General features: G+C 54.3%; 25 protein-coding genes and 1 tRNA gene. 20 read left to right on the top strand and 6 right to left on the bottom strand.

From position 1 onward, the window contains the following. A complete protein-coding gene (locus tag AC6FTP_RS02420; RefSeq protein ID WP_497205310.1) occupies window positions 1-588 on the bottom strand; it encodes a class I SAM-dependent methyltransferase in 588 nt (195 codons plus the stop codon). An 82-nt stretch (window positions 589-670) separates the two neighbouring features. Here AC6FTP_RS02420 and AC6FTP_RS02425 point away from each other — a divergent pair, with 82 nt between their 5' ends. Then, the gene (locus AC6FTP_RS02425; protein ID WP_497205311.1) at window positions 671-2,455 is read left to right on the top strand and encodes a vWA domain-containing protein; all 1,785 of its coding nucleotides are present in this window, start codon (window positions 671-673) and stop codon (window positions 2,453-2,455) included. A 213-nt stretch (window positions 2,456-2,668) separates the two neighbouring features. Here the strand turns inward: AC6FTP_RS02425 and AC6FTP_RS02430 are convergent, their stop codons facing one another. Then, the gene (locus AC6FTP_RS02430) at window positions 2,669-3,559 is read right to left on the bottom strand and encodes a sigma-70 family RNA polymerase sigma factor (RefSeq protein ID WP_497205312.1); all 891 of its coding nucleotides are present in this window, start codon (window positions 3,557-3,559) and stop codon (window positions 2,669-2,671) included. Window positions 3,560-3,962: 403 nt separating this feature from the next. Here AC6FTP_RS02430 and AC6FTP_RS02435 point away from each other — a divergent pair, with 403 nt between their 5' ends. Further along, window positions 3,963-4,355 carry a hypothetical protein gene (locus AC6FTP_RS02435; protein ID WP_497205313.1) on the top strand — a complete coding sequence of 131 codons (393 nt, stop codon included), beginning with the start codon at window positions 3,963-3,965 and terminating at the stop codon, window positions 4,353-4,355. A 534-nt stretch (window positions 4,356-4,889) separates the two neighbouring features. Here the strand turns inward: AC6FTP_RS02435 and AC6FTP_RS02440 are convergent. Then, a complete protein-coding gene (locus tag AC6FTP_RS02440) occupies window positions 4,890-5,168 on the bottom strand; it encodes a hypothetical protein (RefSeq protein WP_497205314.1) in 279 nt (92 codons plus the stop codon). A gap of 307 nt (window positions 5,169-5,475) precedes the next feature. Here AC6FTP_RS02440 and AC6FTP_RS02445 point away from each other — a divergent pair. The 5 genes from AC6FTP_RS02445 (at window position 5,476) to AC6FTP_RS02465 (ending at window position 10,272) form a co-directional block, all read left to right on the top strand. Beyond that, window positions 5,476-5,549: transfer RNA gene (locus AC6FTP_RS02445), tRNA-Gly, on the top strand. 25 nt (window positions 5,550-5,574) lie between these two features. Next, window positions 5,575-6,129 carry a hypothetical protein gene (locus AC6FTP_RS02450; RefSeq protein ID WP_497205315.1) on the top strand — a complete coding sequence of 185 codons (555 nt, stop codon included), beginning with the start codon at window positions 5,575-5,577 and terminating at the stop codon, window positions 6,127-6,129. 23 nt (window positions 6,130-6,152) lie between these two features. Further along, on the top strand, window positions 6,153-7,373 hold the full coding sequence (locus AC6FTP_RS02455) for an outer membrane beta-barrel protein (protein ID WP_497205316.1): 1,221 nt from the start codon (window positions 6,153-6,155) through the stop codon (window positions 7,371-7,373). 103 nt (window positions 7,374-7,476) lie between these two features. After that, window positions 7,477-9,669, top strand: coding sequence for a GumC family protein (locus AC6FTP_RS02460; protein WP_497205317.1), 2,193 nt, complete (start codon window positions 7,477-7,479; stop codon window positions 9,667-9,669). 36 nt (window positions 9,670-9,705) lie between these two features. Then, window positions 9,706-10,272, top strand: coding sequence for a polysaccharide biosynthesis/export family protein (locus tag AC6FTP_RS02465; RefSeq protein WP_497205318.1), 567 nt, complete (start codon window positions 9,706-9,708; stop codon window positions 10,270-10,272). A 74-nt stretch (window positions 10,273-10,346) separates the two neighbouring features. Here the strand turns inward: AC6FTP_RS02465 and AC6FTP_RS02470 are convergent, their stop codons facing one another. The 3 genes from AC6FTP_RS02470 to hflK all read right to left on the bottom strand — a co-directional run bounded on the left by AC6FTP_RS02470 (window position 10,347) and on the right by hflK (window position 13,213). Further along, the gene (locus AC6FTP_RS02470) at window positions 10,347-11,033 is read right to left on the bottom strand and encodes a PIG-L deacetylase family protein (RefSeq protein ID WP_497205319.1); all 687 of its coding nucleotides are present in this window, start codon (window positions 11,031-11,033) and stop codon (window positions 10,347-10,349) included. Between the two features lie 120 nt (window positions 11,034-11,153). Continuing rightward, complete coding sequence (gene hflC / locus AC6FTP_RS02475; RefSeq protein WP_497205320.1) at window positions 11,154-12,206, bottom strand: protease modulator HflC; 1,053 nt, start codon at window positions 12,204-12,206, stop codon at window positions 11,154-11,156. Then, entirely contained in the window at window positions 12,203-13,213 is a 1,011-nt protein-coding gene (hflK, locus tag AC6FTP_RS02480; protein ID WP_497205321.1) for an FtsH protease activity modulator HflK, read from the bottom strand. The genes hflC and hflK overlap by 4 nt, the downstream gene beginning before the upstream one ends. Window positions 13,214-13,294: 81 nt before the next feature. Between hflK and AC6FTP_RS02485 the strand changes: the two genes are divergently transcribed. The 13 genes from AC6FTP_RS02485 (at window position 13,295) to rpsC (ending at window position 23,764) form a co-directional block, all read left to right on the top strand. Further along, window positions 13,295-15,196 carry an O-antigen ligase family protein gene (locus AC6FTP_RS02485; RefSeq protein WP_497205322.1) on the top strand — a complete coding sequence of 634 codons (1,902 nt, stop codon included), beginning with the start codon at window positions 13,295-13,297 and terminating at the stop codon, window positions 15,194-15,196. Window positions 15,197-15,466: 270 nt separating this feature from the next. Beyond that, complete coding sequence (gene rpsL, locus AC6FTP_RS02490) at window positions 15,467-15,874, top strand: 30S ribosomal protein S12 (RefSeq protein ID WP_497205323.1); 408 nt, start codon at window positions 15,467-15,469, stop codon at window positions 15,872-15,874. 51 nt (window positions 15,875-15,925) lie between these two features. Then, on the top strand, window positions 15,926-16,399 hold the full coding sequence (gene rpsG / locus AC6FTP_RS02495) for a 30S ribosomal protein S7 (RefSeq protein ID WP_497205324.1): 474 nt from the start codon (window positions 15,926-15,928) through the stop codon (window positions 16,397-16,399). Window positions 16,400-16,447: 48 nt separating this feature from the next. After that, complete coding sequence (gene fusA / locus AC6FTP_RS02500; RefSeq protein ID WP_497205325.1) at window positions 16,448-18,598, top strand: elongation factor G; 2,151 nt, start codon at window positions 16,448-16,450, stop codon at window positions 18,596-18,598. Window positions 18,599-18,640: 42 nt separating this feature from the next. Next, a complete protein-coding gene (gene rpsJ / locus AC6FTP_RS02505) occupies window positions 18,641-18,949 on the top strand; it encodes a 30S ribosomal protein S10 (protein ID WP_497202364.1) in 309 nt (102 codons plus the stop codon). Window positions 18,950-19,017: 68 nt separating this feature from the next. Continuing rightward, the gene (gene rplC / locus AC6FTP_RS02510; RefSeq protein WP_497205326.1) at window positions 19,018-19,638 is read left to right on the top strand and encodes a 50S ribosomal protein L3; all 621 of its coding nucleotides are present in this window, start codon (window positions 19,018-19,020) and stop codon (window positions 19,636-19,638) included. A gap of 19 nt (window positions 19,639-19,657) precedes the next feature. Continuing rightward, window positions 19,658-20,266, top strand: a complete 609-nt coding sequence (gene rplD, locus AC6FTP_RS02515; protein ID WP_497205327.1) for a 50S ribosomal protein L4 — start codon at window positions 19,658-19,660, stop codon at window positions 20,264-20,266. Window positions 20,267-20,288: 22 nt separating this feature from the next. Further along, the gene (gene rplW, locus AC6FTP_RS02520; protein ID WP_497205328.1) at window positions 20,289-20,555 is read left to right on the top strand and encodes a 50S ribosomal protein L23; all 267 of its coding nucleotides are present in this window, start codon (window positions 20,289-20,291) and stop codon (window positions 20,553-20,555) included. Between the two features lie 45 nt (window positions 20,556-20,600). Then, window positions 20,601-21,440: a 50S ribosomal protein L2 gene (rplB, locus tag AC6FTP_RS02525; RefSeq protein ID WP_497205329.1), complete on the top strand. Its 840-nt coding sequence runs from the start codon at window positions 20,601-20,603 to the stop codon at window positions 21,438-21,440. 19 nt (window positions 21,441-21,459) lie between these two features. Next, complete coding sequence (gene rpsS, locus AC6FTP_RS02530) at window positions 21,460-21,738, top strand: 30S ribosomal protein S19 (protein WP_497202359.1); 279 nt, start codon at window positions 21,460-21,462, stop codon at window positions 21,736-21,738. 33 nt (window positions 21,739-21,771) lie between these two features. Then, window positions 21,772-22,557 carry a hypothetical protein gene (locus tag AC6FTP_RS02535; RefSeq protein WP_497205330.1) on the top strand — a complete coding sequence of 262 codons (786 nt, stop codon included), beginning with the start codon at window positions 21,772-21,774 and terminating at the stop codon, window positions 22,555-22,557. A 10-nt stretch (window positions 22,558-22,567) separates the two neighbouring features. After that, entirely contained in the window at window positions 22,568-22,960 is a 393-nt protein-coding gene (gene rplV, locus AC6FTP_RS02540; RefSeq protein ID WP_497205331.1) for a 50S ribosomal protein L22, read from the top strand. A 21-nt stretch (window positions 22,961-22,981) separates the two neighbouring features. Then, the gene (gene rpsC, locus AC6FTP_RS02545; RefSeq protein WP_497205332.1) at window positions 22,982-23,764 is read left to right on the top strand and encodes a 30S ribosomal protein S3; all 783 of its coding nucleotides are present in this window, start codon (window positions 22,982-22,984) and stop codon (window positions 23,762-23,764) included. Window positions 23,765-23,788 lie beyond the last annotated feature (24 nt).

Here is a 23,788-nt window from a genome sequence, read left to right on the forward strand (position 1 = left end):
TCATGTGCCTCGCCGCTTCAGCACGGCCACCCAGCGGTCCACGGACTTGCCGGGCGCATCTTTGAGTGCGCGGCTGGCTTTGTTCCGCTTGTTGCTCACCACCTCCATGCCGAGCGACTCCAGCGCCCGCAGTGCCAGACGATGCTCCACATCGAAGTAGCTCGTGATCACCAGCATTCCGTCAGGCCGCAGTTTGGCGATGCCTTGATCGAAGATCTTCTTCCACAGCTCCTGCCCGTGCCAGAAGTTCTGATGGCGAAGGAAGACCATGTTGAAGTCATCCCCCAGCTCTTGGTGCTCGTCGATCTTCGTGGCGTCCTCGATCAGGAACTTCGCAGGCAGGTTCGCGTGGTTCTCCCGCGCCTGACGAATCTCGCGGATGCGGATGTCCGCGCCGATCATCTCCACCTCGCCGCCTTTGGTCAGCTCCGATCCCACCTGGATCAGCGTCTCCGCTTCATCGCAGCGACCGCAGGCTAAGTTCAGGATTCGCATGTCGCTCTGAGGCTTCAGATGCGGCTGCAACGAGTCCTGTAGGAGCGTTTTCAGCTTCGACATGTCTTCGGCGATGATGGGGGGCTGCTGCATGGGGCGGGTCATTTATTTCTCGGAATGCCCGTTTCGGCAATCGACGTGCCGCATTTCTTTTGGCATTCGTCATTCTTTCCTCATGTCCTTCGCCCATCCCGCAGCTCTCTGGTGTCTGCTCGGCCTGCCCGCCGTGCTGGCCATCCATTTTCTGCAAAGGCGCAGCCGACGCGAGGTGGTGACGACGCTCTTCCTGCTCCAGCAGATGCGGCGCGAATCCGAGGTCGGGAACCGTTTCGAGCGGCTGCGTTCCTCCATCCCGCTATGGTTGCAGTTGCTCGTGGTGCTTATTTTTACCTGGCTGCTCGCCGGACCTCGCTGGCTGAAAAAAGATGCCGTCCAGCGCATCGCCATCGTCATGGATGCCTCCGCGTCGATGTCCGCTTTCCGTGACGATGCCGAGTCGTCCGTGCGCACCACGCTGAGCATGCTCATCTCACCGCTCTCCCGAGTGGAGCTGACCTTGCTCTCGTCTGATCCCAGCCAGCCCGCGCTGTATCACGGTGCTTCGCAGTCGGATCTGGTATCCGCTTTGCCGCAGTGGCAGCCCCTGCTCGGCGTACATGACTTCACCCCTAGTCTGCGCACGGCTCGCGGTCTCGTGGGCGCGCAGGGCAGCATCATTTTAATCAGCGATCATGTGCTCGCCGAGGCGCTTCCCTTTGAGGCAGCGCTGCTCTCCATCGGCCAGGAAACGGCCAACGTTGGTTGGGCCGGAGTCACGGTGGAGGAAAAGGACGGCCAGCTTTTCTGGCGTGCACTTTTGCGAAACTACAGCGCCCAGCCGCAGGATCGAAAATGGCGCGCCGTGGCCGGTGGCAAGACCTCCGCGCCGACAAAGCTCACACTGGCCCCGCAGGAAAGCCGCACCCTCAGCGGCCTCTTCCCGCCGGAGGATGAATGGATGCTGAGCCTCACCGCCGACGCCTTCACGCTCGACGACAACCTCCCGCTCCTGCGGCCCAAGCCCAAAATCCTTGGCCTGCATGTGCCCGTCTTGCCGGTCCAGGATGGCAGCAGCGAACTGCGGCAGCTCTTCGAGAAATTTGCCGACACTCGGCTCGCGCTCTCCGCAGCTGAGGCAGACATGCGCGGCATCGTCTGGCCGCCCAGCATCGCCCTCGGTGCCGATCAGCACGCCATCATCTTTGCCTCACCCGCCAAGGGCGAAAGCAGCGCCTGGCTGCGCGGCAGCATCGTCGCCGAGGCGCATCCGCTCATCGACGGCCTGAACTGGCAGTCCCTGCTCGTCCGCGAAGGCATGATCGTCCCGCGTGATGAGCGCGACCGCGTCCTGCTCTGGCAGGCGGATCGCCCGCTCATCAGCTTGCGCCGTACCGCCGCTGGCGCGCAGCAGCTCTTCTGCCACTTCGATCTCCTCAGCAGCAACGCCCGCAAGCTCCCTGCGCTTGCCGTTCTCCTCCACCGCTATCTCCAGACGATCCGTCAGGAAAAAATTGCCCCCGAGACCGCGAACTTCGATGTTCGCCAGCGCCTCACGTTCGCCCATCTCCGAGGTGAAAAAGCCACATCGCTTCAGCTCACCACGCGCACGCCTTCCGTCACAATCAGCATTCCCGTTGCCCAGGCTCACCTTCTCCGCGCACCTGCCCAGCCCGGCTTCTTTGAGGTGAAACAAAGCGATGCCCTCCTGCTCCAAGGTGCCGCCCACTTCGCCGATGCCCGCGAGGCCGATCTCCAGCAGGCGAAACCCTTTCAAAACCTCGCCAAACTCAAGCTCACCCAGACCGAAACCACCCTCGAAGCCAACTCCCACTGGCAGCTCTGGCTTTTCCTGCTGCTCACCGCCCTGCTCGGAAGCTGGTGGTGGAGCCGGAGCGGTCAGGGGCGGATGGCAGCACTTTAGAAGCCAGGAACATTTTATGGGGTCTGTTTGTCAGAGTCAGGTTGGCTCCACAAATTTTCAGATGTTGCCTCGCAACGAACGCACTTTCCACACAGTCTACTCGTGCTCTTACACGGGATATTCGTTCTCTAATTATCCACTGATTACGCACAGCAAAGAAAACAAATGATAGGCAAACCATTAGCCTTCCTCTCACCGTGATTCGCCGAGTTGCTATTTTGCTATTTTGTCTTCAGTGGCGGCCTTCTTTTTCTTCTTCGAACCTGCATTTCGCAGCACTTTCGGGATTGGGTCTTCCTTTTTCTGTAGTGCACGTCGTAATTTGCGAAGCGCGATATTCTGGAGCTGGCGAATACGTTCGCGTGTGACGCCGAATTCCTGACCGACCTCTTCTAAGGTGCGTGGTTTCTGTCCAGCCAAGCCAAAACGAGCATCAATGATTTTACGTTCGCGTTCATCCAAGACTGTAAGCAGGCCATCAAGCTGGCCGTGCATATTCTTGTGGCTCAACAATTCGAACGGTGTTTGAGCATTCTCGTCACCAACGATTTCACCAAATTCGGTGCTGTCGTCATCACTTATCGGAGCATCTAGAGATGCTGGTCGCATGGATGCAACCTTGAGTTGGCTAAGTTTTGCACGGTCAATACCAATTTCTTCGGAGAGTTCGTCGTCCGTAGGCTCTCGCCCGAGTTCTTCCGACATGGCCATGGCCACTCGACGCATTTTACTGATTTTATCCACCATGTGGACAGGCAGGCGAATCGTCTTTGATTGATTCGCCAGAGCCCGCTTTATCGATTGTTTGATCCACCAAGCTGCATAGGTGGAGAGTTTGCCTCCTTTGTTTGGATCGAACCTTTCGACTGCTTTCATCAATCCAATGTTGCCTTCGGAAATGAGATCCAGAAGTGGCAACCCATAGTTCGCGTAGTCCTGCGCAATTTTAACAACTAGGCGTAGATTGGCGCGGATCATGTGAGATCGGGCCTCAGGGTCCCCGCGTTTAATCCGTTCAGCAAGATCCACCTCCTGTTCAGGTGTCAGCAAGTCAGTCTTGCCAATTTCCCGCAGGTAGATTTTAATTCCGCCGTCTAATTCCATATGTTCTCGTTTGCTATATAAAGTGTGATTCGTGGCATGTTCTTGCTTCTGAAAGTGAAGAAAGGGGGGATCTAGAATATCATGGCCTATCAAAATCACCTTCTTTTTTTTCGTCCGAGGTAAAATGGGGGGTGATCTTCAAGGTTGAGGATGCTGATGCATACCTGAAGACAATATACAGATTCTCACTTCGGGTTAACAAAAAAAATTGAGGTAAATTTGACAACGGCGTTGATTCTTTGATTAAATTCCAAATTATGGCGACATTCATTGTTTTTTTACTACTTGTTTTGTGTTATCGGCGAATTTCTTAACTGTGGCTGCCGCAGAAAGTGAGACAAGGGCGGCAGAATTTACTCTTTCGAACTTGGAGGCTCCTATCGGGACTCTTGAGTTTGCTTCCATGCATGAAGCTGGCCACGTCGTAGCTGCCAAGAGTGTGGGGTTCTCGGTTAGTACTGCTACTGTTTTCCAGGTTTCTAAGCCAGGAATAGGCCTTTACTGGAAGGGGACAATGAAAATAAAAGGAAGAGGGTGTGGAATGGCCGTCACCAAGCTCGGAGGAAATTTTGCGGTGTTCTTTTTGGATCCTTATAATCGCTTCCAGATCCCTAGTTTTTTAGATATCGTCGGCAGCCGTAGTGTAATCAGTCGCACTGACACCATTACGGACGTTGACTTGGGGGGAGAAAGTTTAACTGAGGCTCAGTATCGTGCGTACAGGGCTTTAACGGCGAACTCGGCCTTGCTGAATCGGGTTTACAATCAATTAAAGACCAAGAAGTCTTATCCCTAGTAATTAATTGAAAAATGATAAATACAAACAACCACAATCGCGCTCTGATTTTGTGGTTTTTATATATACGGGAGCGAAAATGAATTTTCCATCTAAGGGTATTGGTTGAGTTATTGTCATGTGACGTCAGGTCACCTGTTCCACCAGCCCACGTTCCTACAGTCTGCTCACAAGTCATTGTTGATTTGACCAGTGGGCAAATCGGTAACCATTTCGAGAGCATGCATTGGGTTGATATCTGCCAATTTGTGACGGAGCAGTGTAGAATGAACGCCTTTTAATCCTCATAAAGGTGTACCTCCTGAGGCAGAAGTTTAAGGTTCGATGGTTGGTCAGCAAGTCCCCACCCCAGTATCTGCTCTTTCGCTTCAAAGCTTCCTGTTTGTCATGTGTAGTTATTGCGGACGCAGTCACAGCGTTTTTTGACAATCTTTCAGTATGAGATAATAAAATTCACCAAAAGTATCAATGAAAGTATGGCGGAAAATTTTATGATCCGTATCCATTTTGTACTCTGTTACCGCTTGTCTGCGATTAAGGTTTCCATTTGGCGGCTTCATCTGGGGAAGCCGCCTTCCATTGCTCGAGCAATTGGCTGCTGACCTCTTTTTGTCTAACCGGATTGCTGATTGAAAGGGCGGACTTCATCGCGGCCTCAGGATTCGTATTGATTATCATTCGTGCCATCTGTTCCAAGCCGAGATCCTTCTCTAGGCTCGGCCTTTGCTCTCCCAGCCAAGAATTGAAACGCAGGTTATCAGTCATGTACCATGTCTGCATAATGATCTCGAAGGCCTGGGTTCGTTCTGGCATGACCTGAATGCAGCAAACCAGTTCCTTTCTTTCCTGACCGCTGGTATCTTGATCGATCGGTGTAGTCTTGGAGATTGTTTACACATAAGGTGACCGATGTTAACTAATTAATTAATGTTGTGAAAGGTCTCAGTTGCTTGATTCTTGCTCATTTTTTTGCGAACTCATGCTTGATTTGAATGGTGACATATCAGATATAAAGAGCGGTTGCACTTCAGGTGTTCTAATTATTATCGTAATGTGAGTAATTGTATTTTTTTGATTTTTTTCGTGCATTCAGCTCAGTTGTGCGTAAAGTTCAAGCAATGCGGGTATAGCTTAGTGGTAAAGTTCTAGCCTTCCAAGCTAGCCATGTGGGTTCGATTCCCACTACCCGCTCCATTCCATCAATTATTCGTCTTCCGCCATGAAAGCTATGTCACAAAGAATGCAATCGCTTATCGCAACTCTTGCTTGTGGACTGTATTTTGTGCCTTGCCACTCAGGGGCGCAGTCGTCCAAAGATTGTACAGGCATCGCGGCAAATGTTACAGCGGCAGTGATTAAGGAACCTGGCAAAGTGTTAATGATCATCGAAGATGCTCTGGTAATCAATGAGAGCTGTGTCTGCGAAATTATAACAGCTGCAATCAGTGCCTCTAATGCTGATCAGCAACTCGTTACGCAGATTGTGCAGACCTCCATATCTGTTGTTCCGAAGAAATCGTCAGTCATCATGGATTGTGCCAAGCTATCCAGTGCTGGTATCATGAGTAGTGGCATGACTGCCACGGCATCTGGCAAGGATGCCAAGAATGTCAGTCTGGACAGCCCGGAACCCGAGACGGAGTTAGACAGCCCAGAACCCAATGTTCCTGTGCGAGGTGTGTATCTGATGCAGCCGCCTGTGGGAGGCTTCTTGCCTAGAACCCGTGAAAAGGAGTGCATTTCTGCAACACAGGCGAATCCCAATTACCCGTGATCACGGTTAGATTGGACTCAAATATGAATCAGATGCTGTCCACCATGCGTTTATACCCTTCACTCTTGATGGTTGTAGTTTTTACCTTCGTCGGAACTGGCGCTTGGGGACAAGGTTTGGTCGGCATTCAAAATTACTCAGCGGATTTTGAGTCTGATGAGCCGCTCAATTGGAGTGTTACGACGCGAGCGGGTTACGATGTCCTTGATTACGCACTCTCCACGACTGGTAACGACAGTTTCGAATCTTACTATATTCAGGGCGGACTCGGAGCTGCTTACACAAAGGCCGACCCCACCACGCCATGGAGTTTCAACGTTGATGCTGGAACAGTCCACTACTTAGACGGCATTCCACGTTACGATGACACTTTCTACAATGCGCGCGTTGCATTCAACATTGCACATCAATTCTCGCAGCGGCTAAAGATAAGCAACAATTTCTTTCTAACCTACGAAGCTCAACCAAATGTAGCTTTGGGTGGGTCAACGACTTTGTTCAACGGTCAATACCTCTATGGATTCAATAACTTTAACATGAGTTACGCTTGGTCTCAGAGATTCTCGACGACGACTTCATACACGGTCGATGGGATACGATACGAGGATGAAATCGTGTCTGATGCGGAGGATCGTCTGACGCATTTGCTGGCACAGCAGTTTTCATATGCACTAACCAAGCGAACAAGTTTAGTAGCTGAGTATCGTTACCGAACAACGAAGTTTGCGAATGCAGAAGGCAAAAATTTTCAGTCGCACTTCGCTCTAGCAGGTGTGGATCATGCATGGAGTCAGCGATTTGCCGGTTCCTTCCGGGCTGGTGCCGAGTTCTTCCGTTCGGAACGTTCCAACAGTACAGCGCCCTACGCAGAACTGGCTTTGAACTATGCTTTGGCTAAGCAGACACAGGCCCGGTGGTTTGGAGCTATTGGATATGATGGCGCAGAATTGAGTTCATACCAGAGTCGCTATTCGCTACGTACTGGATTGACTGTGAACCACCAGATCAACAAGAGGGTCGGCCTTCATGCAGGAGTGCAGTATGCCTTCAGTGATTTTGATGGTGGCAATATAGTGCCAGATGTGACCGAGCATTCACTTCTTATGTCCACTGGAATCAGTTATAATCTTACTGAAAATGTGGCCTTGGATGCGGCCTATAGTTATTCGATTTTGAGTTCTGATGACGAAGCTCGTGAATTCCAGCGCAACAACATCTCGCTAGGTGTGACAGCTTCTTTCTAACATTCCCCAACAGCCACGCCAACATTAGCCAGCGTGACGTGCGATGCGGCCGCTGTCAGATTCTAAATGGCAAAAGTTAATCCTGGCAGATAATCAATCAAATATGAATGGGCTCAGCAAGGATATCCAAGCTCAAGCAATTGACTCATGGCAAGTCATTCGCAATCGCCTCGGACTGATTTGCCTTTCGTTTCTACTCGTGTTCGCTACGGCAGCCATTATCACATACATTATGCCGCGGAAGTATCGCGGGCGTGTGGATATGAAAATTGAGCGTTTGCCGACGAAAGTGGAAGTCTTTAGCCGAAGCGGAACTGAATTCATGGCTCCCAGCGATGTTATAATCAAGAATGAATTCGAAACCATCAAGAAGCCTGAGACTCTGTACATCGTGGTGGATAAACTGGATTTGCAGAAGAGGTGGACTTTGCCGACCCGACAGGCGGCACTAGCCAAACTGGTGAACAATCTCGACACGCAGTACACGGTTCGTTCCGACTTCGTAGTTATTGAGTATTTTGACCAAGATGCAGTTCTGGCTGCTGAAATCGCGAACGTTGTTGCATCAAGCTACATGCAACAGAGAACAGAAATTGATTCCAAGCAGAAACTGGAAGAGCTCGAGAGAATCGGCAAACAAATAGCCGAACAGGAGCAATTGCGTGATCAGGCGAGGCTCAAAATGCAGGAGGCAAAAAAGAAAGCTGGAATAGTGGGCGACTGGGTATTGGGAGGCGGCCCATCCACTACACCTGGTGCCACCATACAAACCAGCCAGGATTCAATGTCTATTTCTCGCGAGCAGGCGTTGCTGCAGGCAGATCTGGAGGTCCAAAATCTAAACGCAGAGATTGAGCAACTGGCAAAGCTTTCCCCTGATGAACTGGTCGCCCGTGCCTCCGGCTTGAGGCTTGAAAACCCCAACCTTACAGGGATGACCGTTGAATATCAAAAGCTTCAGATCAGCCGGGAGGGATTGATTCAGCAGGGGTTGGGTAAACGGCACCCCCTTGTTCAGGGAGCAGATAGCCAATTAGCAAAGTCGAAGGAATTGATTCTCAGCGAAACACAGTCACACATCCAAGGATTGCAAAATCGCTACGAGGCAGCCAAAAAGCGCAGGGATGCTTTGAAAAATTACAGTGACGTTGCCGACAAAGAGCAATTGGACAAAGGAGATACTTACAATGAGTACAAAATAGCAAAAGATGAGGTGACTTATATAGAGGCGTTGTTGGTGAGGTTCAAGGAAGCCTATTCTGAAACCAAGGCAGGGCTCGAACTCGTTAAAACACCCGCTACAATCTATGCAAAAGCTGAAGTTGAGACTCGTCCGGCGAAACCCAATGTAATGATCAATCTCGCTCTAGGGGCCATCCTTGGCCTCATGTTCGGCCTCGGGTTGGCCTTCTTCCTTGAGTACATGGATACCAGCGTTAAAAGTTTGGATGATGTAGAAAGGTTCCTTGGGCTTCCAGTGCTTGCAGTAGTGCCCAAGAATGTCGGAGTCCTTCATCGTACCAGCGGATTCAATCCTGACGCCGAGGCTTACCGCATTCTGCGCACGAACATTGAGTTCAACCGGCGCAATCTTGAGGCCAATTGCATCACAGTCACCAGCGGAGGTGCCGGGGAGGGGAAGTCAACCACCTTATGCAACTTAGCCACCGTCTGCGCTCAAGGCGGATACAGTGTGCTGCTCATTGATGCCGACCTCCGTCGTCCGAGCTTGCACAGATTGTTTGAGGTCAGCAACGCGACAGGACTGACCAATTTCCTTACCACCAGTGTCAGGCTCGAAGATGTCGTGGTTCGAACACCAATCGAGAACTTGTATTTTCTCCCCAGTGGCCTGCTGCCCTCAGACAGTGCGGGCATTCTGAATTCTCAACGAATGAGCGATCTAATCTCCGATGCGAAGAGCCGTTTTGATTTAGTGCTCATTGATTCCCCTCCCATTCTTGGCGTGAGTGATGCTTCAGTCCTTTCCAATGAGGCCGATTTGACCATGATCGTCGTTCAGCACCGCAAGCTTCCCCGCCACATGCTCATGCGTGTCAAACAGACGGTGGAAAACGTCGGTGGTCGCGTGATAGGAGTGGTCCTGAACAATGTGGATGTACACAGTGATTCCGAGTACCAGTACTACACCAGTTATTACACCTACTACTCTCCGAACAACCAACCTGCGGCAGCAGGCACACAACCACAGAAACGTCGTCGCCAGTCCAAGGGGGCCATGTCTGGTGGTTCCTCGGTGACTTCTTCCCATTCTCCCCCGGCTGATCTTTTTTAGGCATTTCCCATCATCGAGAACACTCTTCTAACAGCCATGAAAACCCAGTTTTTTTTGCTCATTGCCCTGCTTTCAAGCGAGGTCGGCTCCATTGCTCAGACTGGAGAGTTACCCCTAAAAAAAGGTGATCGAATCACTATCTCCATTGGCGGCATACCAGACAACGAGATCGCCCAAATTAGGAATGTTTACACCGTCTCAGACGACGGAACCATTCCTTTGCTCTACATTGGAAACGTCCGTGCTGTTGGTTTGAAGCCATCATCCCTTCAAAGGTCGATTGAGCAAACTTACATAAACCAGGAAATTTATACCCGGCCATCAGTATTGGTTTCGATTGATGGTGGGGAGAGTGCAGCCACGATGAGAACCGTCATGGTTTCAGGCGCAAATAAACCTGGAGCCGTTCCTTATCGGCAGGGTATGACTATTTCCCAGGCCATTATGACAGCGGGCGGTCCCACCCCCTTTGGCAGCATGAAAAAGGTCAAACTGATCCGAGCAGGTCGGCCAGCGACGATTCATAACTTATCGAGTAATGCCGGTGACCCAAGCGTGGACATTCAGGTGCAACCCGATGATCAGATCATAGTGCCGGAGTAGCACTCTTGGTTCCATTCTGTAATGTTGGATGGCTCAGCCGCCACGCTCAAACTTACACTCAGGAAAGTGACTTATCAGGTCAATTCTCGAGTGACTGGCCGCACGGCTCTCACGGCTTCGGCATATTTTACGCCACTGGCGAGACCACGATAGCGTGCTAGCACGGTCTTGCTTTCCACGGCCGAGTCCTTTTGCGGGTCGAAGGGGCTGTTGCGCACAAAGGCCATCAGGCCGCCGAGCCATTCGACGGCTGAGGGCCATTCATCACTGACGTCGAAGTAGGTGTCGGGTGTAAAGTCAATCGTGTGTCCTGGGCCGTTGTCATACCAATAGACTTCACTCGGGCTGCGGACCTGATCTTTACCTAGAAGGCGCGCGGGCTGAAACAAGGCCGCATGGCAGATGGCGCTGGCGGCTTCGTGGTCGGGATGGCGGTCTCTTGGCCATAGCATGAAGGCGATGTCCGGGTGTACATCTGCCACGATCTGAGCGACGGCACGCTTCGCATCCATCGTGGCATCTAAGCCCATGGAGGCATAGTTTAGAAAACGCATCTCGATCCCGCGTTCCCTGGCCATTTCGATACTCTTTTGACGCAGTGCTTCCTCACGGCCTTTCACTGGCGGCCAGTTCGAGTAATCGCCGATCAGACTGAGCATCACGACTCGATGATGCTGCCTCACGGCTTTCAAAAGTGTGCCAGGAAGTCCAAACGGACAGTCATCATAATGGGCACCAAGGGCGAGAATAGTTTTGGGCATGAGCATCAAACGCTACATTCAAATCGCTTCCTTCGATCAGGCTGGGAACCTGGGCTATGCCGGGGGGCGAAGGGCCGCAGCCAGACTTGAGAATGGATGTCTAAGTGCGGCCACTCCGGTTCATGGCGCTTTCACCATGTCCAGGAGGCTGGGCAGGCCTTTTAACGGGTCTGCGGAGGCTGAGCCTGGAGTGGCAGCGGCAGGCTCATCCGAAGACTTCAGGTAGCGGAGGAAGCGGCTGTCGGTGCTGAGGATGAGGCTGGTGTCGGGGGTGATGACGGTTTTGTAAGCCTCCATGGTCTTCAGGAACTCGAAGAGTTCGGCGGATTCGGGGCTGCCGTTGTAGGCTTTGGCATAGATTTCGGAGGCTTTGGCGTCGGCGGCACCTTCGACTTCCTGGACTTTGCGGTAGGCTTCGGACTCGATGAGTTTGAGGTCGCGCTCGCGTTCGCCGAGGATTTTGGCGGCTTCGCCAGCACCTTCGGATTTGAATCGTTCGGCGATCTGGGTGCGCTCGCTGACCATGCGCTGGTAGATGGTCTGGCTGACGGCGGGGGTGTAGTTGATGCGCTTGAAGCGGAGGTCCATGAGCTCGATGCCGAAGCCTTTCACTTTGGGGGCGGCGTTGGCGAAGATCTCTTTTTCGAGCTCGGCGCGGCCTTTGGTGATGGGCGGCATGGTTCCGAGTCGGGCGTCGGCGATGGAGGCGACGGCTCCTTCGACGGCGGCTTCGCGGACGACTTTGCGGTCTTTGGTATTGCGGACGGCTTCGATGAAGTCGTGCCTAGCGATAACGTTTCGGGTTTCGCTGCCGAGGATGTCGGTGAGTCGGGACTGGGCGGTGCGCTCGTCACGGAGGTTTTCAAAGAAGACGCGTGGGTCGCTGATGCGCCAGCGGGCGAAGCTATCGACGACGATGTAGAGCTTGTCCTTCGTGGGCATGTTCACGGGCGGGCCGTCCCACTCGAGGATGCGTTTGTCGAAGCGGTTCACATGCTGGATGAAGGGGGTCTTCACATGCAGTCCGGCGTCTTTGATGGTTTCACCGACGGGTTTGCCGAACTGGGTGATGATGACCTGCTCGGTCTCGGCGACGCTGTATAAGCTGGCGCTGCCGATGATGTAGAGGGCGAACCCAGCAATGAGGATGAGAAGAGAGACGGCGGGTTTCATCGTGCGGAAGGGGCGGCGGGTTGGACGGTTTTGGCCTGCTGAAGCTGCATCAGGGGCAGGAACTGGGGGACTTTGTCATCAATGATGATCTTGCCGGGGATGGTGGGCAGGATCTCGGTGAGAGTTTCGAGGTAAATGCGCTTCTTGGTGACCTCCGGGGCTTTTTTGTATTCGGTGAGCATGGCGGTGAAACGAGTGGCATCACCCTCAGCGCGGTTGACGCGCTCGGTGGCGTAACCCTCGGCCTGGCTGATGCTCTGCTCGGCCTTTCCACGAGCTTCGGGGATGACGCGGTTGTATTCGCCGTTGGCGGCGTTGATGGCGGCTTCGCGCTGCTGCTGGGCGCGGTTGACTTCATCAAAGCTGTCTTTGACTTCGGCAGGCGGGTTGACGTTACCGAGCTGCACCTGATCGACGTGGACGCCCATGTCGAGGGTGCTGGCAATGACTTGGAGACGTTCGAGGGCTTTTACTTCCATCTCCTGGCGGCCGACAGTGAGGACTTCGTCGATGGTGCGGTCGCCGACGACCTCACGCATGACTGCCTCGGAGAGGTCGCGCATGGTGGCCTGGGGCTCGAGGAAGTTGAAGACGTAGGCTTTGGCATCGGAGATGTGAAACTGGACGACCCACTCGACCACGGCGGCATTGAGATCGCCAGTGACCATGTTTTTCTCCAGTTCCATATCATCGAAGTCCTGGTTGTATTGATACTCGTTCAGCGCGCCGCGTGAGCCGTAGCCGAATTCGAGCTTGAGCTGGCGGCGGGTTTCGACGGTGGTGACTTCATCGATGCCAAAGGGCAGTTTGAAGTGCAGGCCGGGCTCGGTGGTGTCGAGGAACTTGCCGAAGCGCTGGACGATGGCGACGGAGTTTGCCGGGACCTGGTAAAAGCTGGAGAAGAGGCCGACGGCGACGACGAGGCCGATAACCCCGAAGAGGATCTTCACCGGGTTCACACGGAAGTTTGCCGGATCAGGGAAGGGGAGGGTGGGACGAACAGACATGGTGGCAGGCTACTCGCTGCGGCTTGGAAGTCCAAAGCCAATGTCTTGCATGTCTGGGGCGTGACCTGTAAATCCTGCCACATGATGCAAACTGCCGTGCTCGTCTTTTTTCTTTTGGCTCTGCTGATCTCCGGAGTGCTAGGCACGGAAACCCGGTTGTTGTTTTTTTGGCCTGGGGCCATTCTGCTGGGGGTGGCTGGACTGCTGGCGACGTTGCGCTGGCGGTTGCGGGTGTTTTTTCCCCCGAGTGATCTCTGTCTGGCTGCAGCGCTGCTCTTTGCCGCTTACACGATCGGAAGGGCGGTATTTTCGCCTGTTTCAGCTTATGCAAGGGAGGATGGGATCATTCTGTTAGGCTGTTTCGTCGCTTATGTGCTGACGGTTACTGCGGCAAGTCATCCGCGCTGGCGAATGGCCTGGCTGGTAGTGCTGCTCATGCTGGTCGTGGGGAATCTGGCGATGGGATCAGTGCATTTATCAGGGAACTGGGGCTACCATCTGGTGCCACATTTTCTTCGGCCAGTGGAGCCTGGGCGGATCGGTGGATTCTTCGCAAATTCCAATCATCTGGGAGCCTTCCTATCAGTGGCATTCTTTCTTTCGGCGGGCTGGCTGTGCTTTGGCCGAGGTGGGGCTGCGTTGAAGCTATGGCTGGCATTCTGCTGTGTAGTGATGGCTGTGGGCGTGTCTTTGACGGTGAGTCGTGGAGCTCTGATCGGTCTGGCCGCGGGTAGCGTGGTGTTTGCAGTGCTGGTATTGTGGATGGTTTGGGAGACGCGGCGGCACTTGTTTTGGAGCCTGCTGGGCGGGGGAATGGTGGCAGGTTTGCTCGTTGGTGGTGTGCTTTGGAAGGTGAACGAGGAGTATCTGCGCAGCCGTGCCGAGCGCATCAAGATGACGGAAGATATTCGCTTTGGCATATGGGAGTCAGCGTTGGCTCAGCACGCGGAATCCCCCTGGATCGGCGTGGGGGCGCGGTCTTTCTATGATGGGGGCACGAGGCTGAGGTCGGCCAGGCTGCCGGCCTGGACGGCAGAACCGCTTTTCGCTCACAATGAGTATCTGCAACTGCTCGCCGACTACGGCTGGGCAGGGGCGGGGGCGCTGGCGCTGCTGGTGCTCGCGCATGTGTCGAATGGAGTGCGCTATCTGAGATGGTTTGTGAGGGAAAGGTTCCTCAGCAGTGGGCGCGTGATCAGCATGAATCTTGCCTTTTGTATCGGTGCCCTGGCCGCGCTGGCGGCGACGCTGGTGCATGCGGTGTTTGAGTTTCATTACCATGTGCCGGCCACGGCTCTTACAGGAGCGCTGCTACTCGGAGTACTGGCGAATCCCGGCTTCGAGCAGATGGCGCGTCCTCAGCGCCGCTTGCCCGGCGTACGAGTCCTGACAAAGCTTGCTCTTGGGGCCTCATCACTGGCCCTGCTGGCGGGAGCGTGGTTCTTCGGGCGTGGCGACCAGGCTTTTGCTCAAGCGAAACTCGCCCAAGCGCGGCGAGATGAGCCCGCACGGCGGCAGCACCTTGAAGACGCTGTGCGTCTAGATCCCTCGAACGCCGAAATTCACTATCAACATGCCCTCGCCATGATGGAGAGCCCAAGTGATGAGGGCCGCTCTCATGACAGTGAATCTTTGCGGCAAATACTGGCCGATCTACAGGTGGCCATCGATCTCAACTCGACAAATTTTCTCTACCACCTTGCCCATGCGGATGTGTGCGATGCCCTCAAGCAGCACGAAGAAGCTCTTGGGAGCATCCAAAGGGCGGTTGCTCTCGCTCCCCGGCATGAGGAGCCGCGACTGGCACTAGGCATTCATTGGCACCGCCTTGCTGGCTGGGAAAAGGCCGAGTCGGCGTATCTCTGGGCACGGGATGCCCAGGCTATGAACAAGCCTGGTACGGCAAACTGGCTGAGCAGCTACCGACTGTTGCTGCAACATGTGGCTCAGCAGCACGAGAAAAGAGCGGGGGCCAAGCCCTGAGCGGGGATGAGGGGAGTTTTTTGAAAAAAGAACCAAACAAGATTAAAAAGCATTTGCCTATTCCCTGATCTGTCCCAGAATGCGCGCCCCCAGCCCCGATCTTCCCCCGAAGGTTAGCTGAAACGAATCTCTCGAGATTCATTTTTCTATCGGAGCAGTGAACCGGAAAAACACTGTGCTCTCTCTGACTAACGCAGAGAAGGGTGCATTGTCTCCTCCAGTCCCATGCCCGGCGCGGCCACCTCAATTGGAACGGATTTTTTAGACAACATGCCCACCATCAATCAGCTCGTCAGACACGGCCGCAAAGACAAAGCGGTGAAGTCAAAGTCGCCTGCACTCGCCAAGTGCCCACAGCGCCGTGGCGTTTGCCTTCAGGTGATGACCCGCACCCCCAAGAAGCCAAACTCGGCTCTTCGTAAGGTTGCCAAAGTTCGTCTGACCAATGGATTCGAAGTCATCGCCTACATCGGTGGCGAAGGTCATAACCTCCAGGAGCACAGCATTGTGCTGGTCCGTGGCGGCCGCGTGAAGGATTTGCCGGGTGTGCGTTATCACATCGTCCGCGGCACTCTGGATTGCCTGGGTGTTGATAAACGTCGTCGTGGCCGCTCCAAATACGGTGCAAAACGTCCGAAGGCAGGTGCTGCTGCCGCTCCGGCTAAAGGCAAGAAATAAGCCTGCTGGTATTCCTCAACTGATTCTCTCTTAACCCTTTCATCAAGTCTTATGGCCCGCAGAAAACGCGTTTACGACAAAGAAGTCGTCAAAGATTCCCGCTACGACAGCGAGATCGTTGCCCGTCTGATCAGCCGCGTCATGGAGTCCGGCAAGAAATCCATCGCAGAGCGCATCGTGTACTCCGCCATTGATCTCCTCAACGAAAAGACCGAAACGGTCGACCCGCTCGAACTCTTCAACCGCGCTATCGAGAACTCCAAGCCCAAGGTCGAAGTCAAGGCCCGCCGAGTCGGCGGTGCCACATATCAAGTGCCGCTTGAAGTCAGTTCTGCTCGTTCCGAGTCCCTGGCCATGCGCTGGCTGGTCGCTTATGCCCGTGGTCGTAAAGGACAGCCGATGCATCGTGCGCTGGCCAACGAGCTCAAGGAAGCTTCACAAGGTCAAGGCTCGTCCGTCCGCAAGCGTGACGACGTTCATAAGCAAGCCCAGGCCAACCGGGCCTTCGCTCACTTCCGCTTCTAATTCAGAAGCGAATTTTTTCTCCTACACATCACACGATTTTCAGTCCCAATGTCCAATCCGAACTCTCCCAACCGCGAATACCCACTGGAGCGCACCCGTAACATCGGGATCTGTGCTCACATTGACGCGGGCAAGACGACACTGACCGAGCGTATCCTCTTCTACACCGGCATGATCCACAAGATCGGCGAGGTGCATGATGGTGCCGCCACGACAGATTGGATGGAGCAGGAAAAAGAGCGTGGTATCACCATCACGTCCGCCGCTGTGACGGCTCGCTGGAAACAGCTCAAGGAAGCTGGCATCTACAAAATGCGCGAAAATGAAGACATGCGGGTGAACATCATCGACACCCCTGGGCATGTGGACTTCACCGCTGAAGTTGAGCGTTCCCTCCGAGTCCTCGACGGCGCGATCTTCGTGCTTTGCGGCGTGGCTGGCGTGCAGCCCCAGTCGGAAACCGTGTATCGCCAAGCTGAGAAGTATGGCGTCCCGCGTATCGCTTTCGTCAATAAGATGGACCGTACGGGTGCCAACTTTGACAATGTGGTGAAGGATGTCCGTCAGAAGCTTGGTGCCAACGCCTGGCCGATCCTGATCCCCATCGGTGCTGAAGACAATCTCATCGGCCAGATCGACGTGGTGAATCAAAAGGCAATCATCTATTCTGATGACGAAAAGTTTGGTTCCAAGTACACTGTCCGCGACCTCGAAGGCGCTGAAATCGCCAAGGCTAAAGAAGCTTTCGATGGCCTGCTCGATCAAGTTTGCAGTCAAGATGACGAACTCGGCATGCAGTTCCTTGAAGAGAAGCCGATCACTATCCCTGAACTCAAGGCTGCGCTCCGCCGCACCGTGATCGCAAACAAGATCATTCCGATGGCCGGTGGTTCTGCCTTCAAAAACAAAGGCGTGCAGTATCTGATCGACGCCGTCATCGATTATCTCCCCGGGCCTCTCGACATCGAGCCTCAAAAAGGCCACGTCATAGACGAGCCTGAAAACGAAGTCATCGCTACTCCTGATGACGGTGGCAAGTTCATTGCCCTCGGATTCAAACTATGGTCTGACAAGTTTGGCCGTCTCGTCTTCTTCCGTGTTTATTCCGGCAAAGTTTCAAAGGGTGACACGATCTACAATCCCCGCACCCGCAAGTCGGAGCGCGTGGGCCGCCTGATCCAGATCCAGGCCAGCGTGCATAAGGATATCGAAACCTGCTACTCCGGTGACATCGCCGCCCTCGTGGGTGTGAAAGATGTCCGCACAGGCGATACCTTCTGCCATGAGAGCCTCGATGTGCTGCTCGAGCCGCCAACCTTCCCAGAACCCGTCATCTCCATGGCTGTCGAGCCAAAGACCAAGGGCGACCAAGAGAAGATGGGCAATGCGCTCCAGCGCCTCTCTGAAGAAGATCCCACGTTCTTCGTCAAGACCGACGAAGAAACCGGCCAGGTCATCATTGCGGGCATGGGTGAGCTTCACCTCGAAATTCTTTGCGACCGCCTCAAGCGTGAGCACAAAGTCGAAACCAACACCGGCAAGCCACAGATCGCTTATCGTGAGACGCTCACGAAAGATGCCGATGGCGAAGGCAAGCTCGTCAAGCAGTCCGGTGGCCGTGGTCAATACGGTCACGTCGTCATCAAGGTCCGCCCTGGTGAGAAGGGCTCCGGCATCGTTGTCGAAAATAAAACCGTCGGCGGCAGCATTCCGAAGGAGTTCATCAACCCCTCCAAGGCAGGTTGTATCGAAGCTGCTCTGAATGGCATCATTGCAGGCTATCCTGTCATCGATATGGCCATCGACCTTGTGGATGGTTCCAGTCACGATGTCGATTCGAACGAAAACGCCTTCAAGATGGCTGCTATCTTCGCCGTCAAAGACGCCCTGAAGAAAGCCAAGTGCATTCTCCTTGAGCCGATCATGGCCGTCGAAGCATCCACGCCGGAAGATTATCAAGGCGACATCATGGGTGACCTCAATCGTCGCCGTGGAAAGATCCAGGGCATCGACACCCGCGGCACGACAGCGATCATTCGCGCAGAAGTGCCTCTTGCTGAGATGTTTGGTTATTCCACCACCATCCGCACTCTTTCCTCGGGCCGTGCCAGCTACTCCATGCAGCCCTCGCACTTCGAGCAGGTCCCTCAGCAGATCGTCGAGCAGATCGTCGAGCAGCGTGGTGGCAGCAAATCCTGATCCTTTTAGCAACGAAACCCCTTTCACGTCGGAAATATCGCCATGAACAATCAAAGAATTCGCATCCGCCTCCGCGCATACGATTACCGCATCCTCGACAAGAGTACTGCGGACATCGTTGAGACAGCCAAGCGTACAGGCGCCAAGGTCGCCGGCCCCATCCCGCTCCCAACGCGCATCGAGAAGTTCACCGTGAACCGCTCTCCGCACGTCGATAAGAAATCCATGGATCAGTTCGAAATGCGCACACATAAGCGCCTCCTCGACATCGTCGATCCGACCTCCCGCACGGTGGATGAGCTAAAGAAGCTCAATCTCCCTTCCGGCGTGGACATCACCATCAAGATCTAAACTCGACTCACTGACTCTAACAGGAGAAACCTATTATGGCACTCGGCTTGATTGGCAAAAAACTAGGAATGACAAAGGTTTACACCGACAAAGGTGAAGCTGTGGCTGTGACCGTCGTGGACGTCAGCGGAAATAGCATCATCCAGGTGAAACAAAAAGCAGGCAAAGATGGCTACAGTGCTGTTCAGCTTGGCTACGGCGAACAAAAGGAGCAGCGCATGACCAAGCCCTTGCTGGGTCATTTCAAAAAGCACGGCAGCAGCGTGAAGCAGATTGTGAAGGAATTTCGTCTCGAAAACGATGCGCAGCTCCCAGCAGCTGACTTCAAGATCGACGCCGGTCTTTTCACCGCTGGCCAGTGGGTCGATGTGATTGGCACAACAAAGGGCAAAGGTTTCCAAGGCGTTGTCAAACGCTGGAATTTCTCCGGTCAGCCAGCCACCCACGGTCACATGATGCATCGTCGTCCTGGTTCCATTGGTTGCCGCTTGACTCCGGGCCTTGTTTGGAAAAATCAGAAAATGCCTGGTCACGATGGTGTTGATCGTGTCACGACGCAAAATTTGAAAGTCGTCCAGAGCCGTCCCGAAGATGGTCTGCTGCTTATCAGCGGAGCAATTCCGGGGAACAAGGGCAGCATCGTTGTGGTGCGTCCAGCCAAGAAGAAACCCGCCCCAGCAGCCAAGTAATCCGAGGAGGATCTGAATCATGTCCGCTACTATTCTTTCCATCGACGCCGCGAAGCAGGCGAACCTGAACCTTGTGGAAGGCCACAAAGGGAAGCAGGCCCTGCATGAGACCGTCGTTGCCTATCGCGCCAACCGCCGTCAGTGCAACGCACACACCAAAAACCGCTCGGAAGTTTCCGGGTCGGGCAAGAAGCTGTGGGGCCAGAAAGGCACCGGCAATGCACGAATGGGTTCCAAGCGCTCTCCCATCTGGTCTGGCGGTGGTGTGGTTTTCGGTCCACGTAACACAACCATTTACGCCAAGAAGACCAACAAAGGCATCCGTAAGCTCGCTCTCCGCACAGCTCTGACTGCCCGCATCAAAGATGGTGCTATCTCGACCATCCCCGACCTGTCTGTCGCTGACGGCAAGACGAAAAGTTTTGTGAGCGCCGTCAAAGGTTTGTCCGACGCCAAGAAACTCCTGGTCATCGGTTCGTTCGACGAAAACACCTTCCGCTCCGCACGCAACGTCCAGAGCGTGCAACTCATCTCCGCCGACGATGTCAATGCCGAGCAACTGCTGAACTATCCGCAGGTGCTGGTGACAGCCGAAGCACTTTCAACCCTTGCCCGGAGGACTGCATGATATGATCAAAGACCCGCATTCCGTGATTCAAACCATCCGCCTGAGCGAGAAGGCCACCCGCCTCGGTGAAGAAAACAACGAGTATGTTTTCATTGTCGATCCCAAGGCCAACAAGCTTCAGATCAAAGCCGCTGTGGAAAAACACTTCGGCAAAAAAGTGGAAGGTGTACGCACCCTCAATACTGCAGGCAAAGCACGTCGCGAACGTCGTGCTGACTATGGCCGCACGAATCATTACAAAAAGGCCATTGTCCGTCTCAAAGACGGTGAACGCCTCGACCTCGTGTAATTTCCTAACCCGGTTCCGAACCTTTAACCCAAAGGACTCACAGCCATGGCGCTGAAAACTTTCAAGCCCAACACCCCATCGAACCGCTATAAAGAGTGGAACTCCTTCGAGGAAATCACCAAGGACAAGCCAGATCGCGCCCTCACGGTCGCCCTGCGTAAGTCTGGCGGACGCAATAACACTGGTCGTATCACCTGCCGTCACATCGGTGGTGGAGCCGTCCGTCGCTATCGCCTCATTGACTTCAAACGCGAACGCCGCGAAGAGGCCGCCAAGGTCGTTGCCATCGAGTATGATCCGAACCGCTCAGCACGCATTGCTCTCATTGAGTATGCTGACAAACAGCGCTCTTACATCCTCGCTCCGAACAATCTCAAGGTCGGTGATTCTGTCATCGCCGGAGAAAAAGCTGCTCCAGATGTTGGCAATGCACTTCCGCTGCGCAAAATTCCTCTCGGCACCACGATCCACAATGTGGAACTCGTCCGTGGCCAGGGCGGCGTCGCTGCCCGTGCTGCTGGCCAGGCTGCCATCCTCTCCAACCGTGAAGGTGAATACGCTCTGGTTCGCATGCCCTCCGGTGAGATCCGCAAAATTCACTCTGAATGCTACGCCACTATCGGTGCAGTCGGTAACAGCGAGCACATGAACGTGGTCTCCGGCAAAGCTGGGCGCACCCGCTGGAAGGGCACCCGCCCTACCGTCCGCGGTATGTGCATGAACCCGATCGACCATCCAAACGGTGGTGGTGAAGGTCGTTCCAAATCCGGTGGTGGTCGTCAGCACCTTCTCAGCCCCTGGGGCCATGCGAAGGGTGAGAAGACCCGCAACAAGAAGAAGGCGACGAACAAGCTCATTGTTCAGACCCGTCACGCTAAAAAGTAATACCCTGATTCCCTGACCCATGGCACGCTCACTCAAAAAAGGCCCCTTCGTCCAGCAGGCACTGCTCGACAAGGTGGACAAGCAAAACGCCGCTGACCACAAGCGCCCCATCAAGACTTGGGCACGCTCTTCGATGATCACGCCTGATCTCGTCGGACACACCTTCCTCGTTCATAATGGCAAGGATTTCGTGAGCGTTTATGCCACGGAAAACATGGTTGGTCACCGTCTCGGTGAATTCGCTCTGACCCGTATCTTCAAGGGCCATGGCGCGCACACCGTCAAGGCTGCCAAGTAGTCCCTTCATTCCGTTCCTCGACTTCCCACAACGATGTTCCCCCTCTCTGTCAGCTTCATTCAGCGTTCCATACTGCCCCTCGCAGCAATGGTGATGCTCGGTGGTGCGCAGGCCCAGACGTCGTTTGAGTTGCAGGAACTGAATACGACCCTTCAGATCGCCGCACAGAAGATCCAAGCCCTTGAAGCCCAGGTCGCTGCCGCAAAGGATAAGAATGATGCCTTGGCTCAGAGTGCGGCTGCTTCAAACCAGGAAGCGCTGGAACTGAAGGATCGCTATGAGCGTCTTCGAGGTCTTCTCGAAGGTTTGGGGATTTCTGCTCTTGAGAATAACAGAGAGCAGACTCAAGATCGCCTTCTATCCGCTCTCAGCGATCTTCGCATTTCCGAAACTTCCCGCCAGAAGCTCGCTGACAGCTTGATGCAGCTCGCCGAAGCCTCCTTGGTCTTCGCTAAGACGGTGCCAAATCCCGACGCTGCTGCGGGTGACCAGTTGCAGAAGGCACTCGTGAAAGCTGAAGCCACACTTGACAGAGCATCCGCCCACCCTTCTCATGACACTACCCCAGCCGTCGACCTTCAGGACGCGCGAATTGTGAGTCTTAAAAACGAACTTGGCATAGCCGTCATTGGCGTTGGTTCCCGTGACGGCGTTAAGCCTGGGATGCCTTTTGAAATCTATCGCGAAGATAAACCCATCGCGAAAATACTAGTCACCGAAGTCCGCCACTCAGTCAGCGGCGCGGTGGTTCAGGAACTAGCCAGTGTCTCCGATCCAGTCCGGGTCGGTGACAGTGCCAAAGTCAATATCACCCGTTGATCCTTGTTTTATGGAAGTCCGCTCCTCTTACAAATACGCCCGCATCTCCTCTCAAAAGGCGCGCCAGGTAACACGTGCCATCACCGGCATGCCAGTCTCCCAGGCCCTCAGCGTGCTTGACTTCACTCCGAAGAAGGCCGCATTCATGGTAGGCAAAGTGCTCCGCTCTGCCATTGCCAACGCCACCAACAATCATGAACTCGACGCCGAGGAAATGATCGTCTCCAGTGCCGTTGCTACTCCAGGCCCAGCTTTGAAGCGCATCATGCCACGTGCTCGTGGTTCTGCTGCGCCGATCAAGAAACGCATGACGCACATCACCGTCATCATTGGTAACAAGCCAGAACAGGCAGAAAAGACCAAGCGCGTTCATAAATCCAAGGCCAAAGCTTCCGCCGAATAATCATCCTCACTCCACGCACCTATGGGACAGAAAGTTAATCCGATCGGCTTCCGCCTCGCAGTCAGTAAAGACTGGCGCTCCAAGTGGTTCGCCACTGGCAAGGAATTCACAGAATCCTTGCACGCCGACATCGCCATCCGTAATTTCTTGAAGGCGAAACTCATGCAGGCCGCTCTCTCCAAGATCGTCATCGAGCGAGCATGGAATCAGGTTCGTGTCACGCTCCACACAGCACGCCCAGGCCTCGTTATCGGACGCAAGGGTCAGGAAATCGAGGTGATGAGCCAGAAGATCTCCGAAATGTGCGGCGGCAAACAGGTGAAGATCGACATCTTCGAGATCAAGCAACCAGAAGTGGATGCCCAGCTTGTCGCAGAAGGTGTCGCTGTTCAGCTTGAGCGTCGAATTTCTTTCCGCCGTGCCATGAAGCGTGCGGTGCAGACCGCCATGGAACTCGGTGCAGACGGCATTCGAATTCGAGTCGCTGGTCGCCTGGGCGGTGCTGATATCGCCCGTGCAGAGTGGTATCGTCTTGGCAAAGTTCCTCTCCAGACCCTCCGTATCCCGATCGACTACGGCTTCACTGAAGCTCGCACTGTTTATGGTATCATCGGCGTTAAAGTCTGGCTGAACCGTGGCACGGCTGGTGAAAATGCAGCTCCTCGTCAGGAGCGTCGTCGTGAGCGCCGTGATGACCGCGGAGGTCCACCCCGCCGTGGTGAGCGCGCCCAGCGCGACACCCGCGTACCTTCCGCTGACATCGCACCTCCGGCTGAAGTCGCTGATGTTGCCGTAGCCGAATAGTTGTTTGCCTCTCCCCTTTATCAA

The organism is Prosthecobacter sp. (assembly GCF_044378005.1).
Classification (GTDB): domain Bacteria; phylum Verrucomicrobiota; class Verrucomicrobiia; order Verrucomicrobiales; family Verrucomicrobiaceae; genus Prosthecobacter.

Bases quoted from the DNA above. Each gene is read 5' to 3' on its own strand.
- AC6FTP_RS02420 (WP_497205310.1), bottom strand. From the start codon at position 588: ATGCAGCAGCCCCCCATCATCGCCGAAGACATGTCGAAGCTGAAAACG.
- AC6FTP_RS02425 (WP_497205311.1), top strand. From the start codon at position 671: ATGTCCTTCGCCCATCCCGCAGCTCTCTGGTGTCTGCTCGGCCTGCCC.
- AC6FTP_RS02430 (WP_497205312.1), bottom strand. From the start codon at position 3,559: ATGGAATTAGACGGCGGAATTAAAATCTACCTGCGGGAAATTGGCAAG.
- AC6FTP_RS02435 (WP_497205313.1), top strand. From the start codon at position 3,963: ATGCATGAAGCTGGCCACGTCGTAGCTGCCAAGAGTGTGGGGTTCTCG.
- AC6FTP_RS02440 (WP_497205314.1), bottom strand. From the start codon at position 5,168: ATGCCAGAACGAACCCAGGCCTTCGAGATCATTATGCAGACATGGTAC.
- AC6FTP_RS02450 (WP_497205315.1), top strand. From the start codon at position 5,575: ATGAAAGCTATGTCACAAAGAATGCAATCGCTTATCGCAACTCTTGCT.
- AC6FTP_RS02455 (WP_497205316.1), top strand. From the start codon at position 6,153: ATGAATCAGATGCTGTCCACCATGCGTTTATACCCTTCACTCTTGATG.
- AC6FTP_RS02460 (WP_497205317.1), top strand. From the start codon at position 7,477: ATGAATGGGCTCAGCAAGGATATCCAAGCTCAAGCAATTGACTCATGG.
- AC6FTP_RS02465 (WP_497205318.1), top strand. From the start codon at position 9,706: ATGAAAACCCAGTTTTTTTTGCTCATTGCCCTGCTTTCAAGCGAGGTC.
- AC6FTP_RS02470 (WP_497205319.1), bottom strand. From the start codon at position 11,033: ATGCCCAAAACTATTCTCGCCCTTGGTGCCCATTATGATGACTGTCCG.
- hflC (WP_497205320.1), bottom strand. From the start codon at position 12,206: ATGAAACCCGCCGTCTCTCTTCTCATCCTCATTGCTGGGTTCGCCCTC.
- hflK (WP_497205321.1), bottom strand. From the start codon at position 13,213: ATGTCTGTTCGTCCCACCCTCCCCTTCCCTGATCCGGCAAACTTCCGT.
- AC6FTP_RS02485 (WP_497205322.1), top strand. From the start codon at position 13,295: ATGATGCAAACTGCCGTGCTCGTCTTTTTTCTTTTGGCTCTGCTGATC.
- rpsL (WP_497205323.1), top strand. From the start codon at position 15,467: ATGCCCACCATCAATCAGCTCGTCAGACACGGCCGCAAAGACAAAGCG.
- rpsG (WP_497205324.1), top strand. From the start codon at position 15,926: ATGGCCCGCAGAAAACGCGTTTACGACAAAGAAGTCGTCAAAGATTCC.
- fusA (WP_497205325.1), top strand. From the start codon at position 16,448: ATGTCCAATCCGAACTCTCCCAACCGCGAATACCCACTGGAGCGCACC.
- rpsJ (WP_497202364.1), top strand. From the start codon at position 18,641: ATGAACAATCAAAGAATTCGCATCCGCCTCCGCGCATACGATTACCGC.
- rplC (WP_497205326.1), top strand. From the start codon at position 19,018: ATGACAAAGGTTTACACCGACAAAGGTGAAGCTGTGGCTGTGACCGTC.
- rplD (WP_497205327.1), top strand. From the start codon at position 19,658: ATGTCCGCTACTATTCTTTCCATCGACGCCGCGAAGCAGGCGAACCTG.
- rplB (WP_497205329.1), top strand. From the start codon at position 20,601: ATGGCGCTGAAAACTTTCAAGCCCAACACCCCATCGAACCGCTATAAA.
- rpsS (WP_497202359.1), top strand. From the start codon at position 21,460: ATGGCACGCTCACTCAAAAAAGGCCCCTTCGTCCAGCAGGCACTGCTC.
- AC6FTP_RS02535 (WP_497205330.1), top strand. From the start codon at position 21,772: ATGTTCCCCCTCTCTGTCAGCTTCATTCAGCGTTCCATACTGCCCCTC.
- rplV (WP_497205331.1), top strand. From the start codon at position 22,568: ATGGAAGTCCGCTCCTCTTACAAATACGCCCGCATCTCCTCTCAAAAG.
- rpsC (WP_497205332.1), top strand. From the start codon at position 22,982: ATGGGACAGAAAGTTAATCCGATCGGCTTCCGCCTCGCAGTCAGTAAA.